3 protein-coding genes are annotated in these 2,731 nt (G+C 37.8%); 2 read left to right on the forward strand and 1 reads right to left on the reverse strand.

Annotated features, from left to right (window positions below; genetic code table 11):
• Nucleotides 1-156 precede the first annotated feature (156 nt).
• The gene (locus ABYD77_RS18625; protein WP_372771591.1) at nucleotides 157-801 is read left to right on the forward strand and encodes a hypothetical protein; all 645 of its coding nucleotides are present in this window, start codon (nucleotides 157-159) and stop codon (nucleotides 799-801) included.
• Between the two features lie 102 nt (nucleotides 802-903).
• The gene (locus tag ABYD77_RS18630) at nucleotides 904-1,509 is read left to right on the forward strand and encodes a DUF998 domain-containing protein (RefSeq protein ID WP_372771592.1); all 606 of its coding nucleotides are present in this window, start codon (nucleotides 904-906) and stop codon (nucleotides 1,507-1,509) included.
• 39 nt (nucleotides 1,510-1,548) lie between these two features.
• On the opposite strand, the gene ABYD77_RS18635 is transcribed toward ABYD77_RS18630, so the two are convergent.
• Nucleotides 1,549-2,499 (reverse strand): IS110 family transposase, encoded by a 951-nt coding sequence (locus ABYD77_RS18635; protein WP_372771593.1) that lies wholly within the window; start codon nucleotides 2,497-2,499, stop codon nucleotides 1,549-1,551.
• Nucleotides 2,500-2,731: the final 232 nt, after the last annotated feature.

Below are 2,731 nucleotides of genomic sequence, written 5' to 3' on the forward strand. Positions count from 1 at the left end.
ATCTAAGCCAATGAAAAGTATGTTATGTTTAGTCATGCTAGCCTCTGCTATTTAGTTATTTAACAAACTAATTATGGCTCTGGCTTTAAGCTAACCCACGAAAATGCGGAGGCTAGCACCGTGTGGGAGTCATTATGTCTATATTCTAGGGAAGCCATGCGTTATTTATTAGGACTGTTTTCACTCTTTGCATTTCAATCACTTGCTTCTTCCAATTGCTACAAAGTTATTGAAAAAGAAGAAACAAATAGAATTATAGAGTCTTGTTTTCGAGTTGTTAAAACAGAACTACACATGTCGTTCAAAGACGCCATTTTGTATGAAAAGTTAGATCATGATTTTGGAAGTTTTTTAAAACCGTCTAGAGAATTCGAACTATTTAAAAAAGTAGTTCGGAAAGGTGGTAATTCTGACTTAATGTTGGCTTATGCTAGATCAGTAGAACTGGCATTTAACACCTCTAAAACGAAATGGGCAGGAATAGATAGTGGGATCGTTTCGAGTAAAGATGTTGAATCTGGTGTTTCTGATGGCTATGAGGAGTATATTTCAGCTATTAAAAAAGAATATGAAAGATGGTATTTATTGGCTGCTCTAGCAGATAATAGAGAAGCACAAATACAGTACATCAATAAGCGTATAGCTCCTAAAAAATATGGCATGCCTTTACCTCCTAAAGATGAGGTTGAAATGGCGTTTAATTTCGCGGTTGTTCTTTACGATAAAAAAGAACCAAGTATTGATGAAGTAATTGTAATTCTCGACGAAATGTTGAAAGAATATAACAAACCAATAAAGTGACGGGACTGCTAAAGCTTGGCCAGTTTTGCTTTGCTTCACAAATTTAGCCAAGCATTTAACCGCCGCGTACTGGGGCGTTAGTTTAATAAAAGGATTTTGGTGATGTTTGAAAATATTGCAGTCTATTCAGGGTTAATTGCAACAATCTGGATCTTTATCGGTGTGTATGTGGCAGGCCGGTTTTATGAAGGTTACAGTCATTCTAAACAATTTTGCAGTGAACTTGGTGCAACGGGTAGCCCAACTGAAAAATTGTCTCCTTTAATTAATAATTATCCGCTTGGATTTCTATTTTGTTTTTTCGGTTGGTATTTGGCACAACTTTCAGACGTTTCAATCTTAGTTAAAGTTTCTGGTTGGCTGGTTATAGCGCATGGTGTTGGTACTTGGATTGCAGGTTACTTCCCAATGGATGCCGATCCATTCACGAAGAATCCAACGTTTAATTGTAAAGTACACTCATGGGCAGGTTTCATAATGTTACTTTCGTTAGTTATCGCACCAATATTAATTGCGATAAGTCCTACGACTGAGATTATCCCACTTTATTTTCGTGTGTTTTCTGTAGTTACTGTTGTCGGTGCTGTTTATTATCTTATCACTATGGCTAAAGCTATAAAATCACAAAGTAACCCGGGTATCCATCAGCGTATTTCATATGGTATTCAACTTATTTGGTTAAGTGTTTTTTCATTATTGTTGGTTTAATTGTTAACTAACAAGAGACTATGGCGTCAATAGTTAAATTTAAACTTTTGGCGCTTCCCACATTACCCCGTCTCTGAGCATCGAATTTAAGATCACAATCATCTTCCTAACACAGGCAATGAGTGCTACTTTCTTCGGTTTTCCTGCAGCCACCAACTTTTGATATTGGCTTTTAAAAACCGGGTTAGATTGTATTGCTGACATCATGGCCATGTATAAAACTGTCCTCACTTGATGACGCCCACCTTGTATTTTTCGCATCCCTTTAAAGCGACCACTTTCTCGGTTTATTGGCGCAACTCCGACTAATGCAGAAGCTTGTTTGTTGGTCATATAACCGAGCTCAGGTAGGTTACTAATGATGGATGCAGCAGCGATTTTCCCAATCCCTTTCATACTTTGAAGTAAATGATTTTTAGTCTGATATTCAGGGCATGACTCGATTAATTTGACGATTTTACTTTCTATTTTAGCTATCTGATTTTTAAATGCAGTCAGGATAGGTTTAATCGTTGTAGCGAGCTCTTTTGGCAAAATTTGGAGTCGACTTTTCTCCATTGTTTGCATAACGAGCAATTGATTCCTACGCGCAACTAAATCGCTCATAAGCTGCATATTCTCTGGTTTTAGCTGAGAAAATGGCGGTTTAATTGCTTCACCATAATGGGCAATCAGCTTAGCATCGAGTTTATCGGTTTTTGCACGTTGACCAATCGCCCCGGCAAAGCGTTTTACATGAACTGGATTGGCAATGACAAAAGGTAAACCTGCTTTAACGCATGCCATAATGAATGGCATTTCAAGGCGACCTGTTGCTTCAATAATAATGCGCTCAGGCTGGTGCTTTTTAATCTTGCTAATGGCTTCGTTAATGCCTTTTTCATTGTTAGAGACAGTGAAGAAGATATCTAAAGGACGGATATAAATATCGAGCTGAAATTTACCTGTATCAACACCAATGTTAATACTTTGATTTGTTTTAGTATTCATATAAGCTAACTCTTGCTTGCATAATGCGGGCTCGAGGCCCAGTAGACTATTCGAGTGTGGTGCTTGGAGTCTTTTACAGCGTTCTTTCTTGTTATCGGTCTCTCAATAGAGGAGCCTGCAATCAATCGAACTACTGTAAAAGAAGGCTTTAGTTGCAGCTAAAGCTTGGGCCTCACCTTACCCTAAATCGGTATAAAAAGAATAATTAAGGTGGGTGTATTATCCATACAAG

Source organism: Pseudoalteromonas sp. (assembly GCF_041629635.1).
In the GTDB taxonomy this organism is placed as follows: Bacteria; Pseudomonadota; Gammaproteobacteria; order Enterobacterales; family Alteromonadaceae; genus Pseudoalteromonas.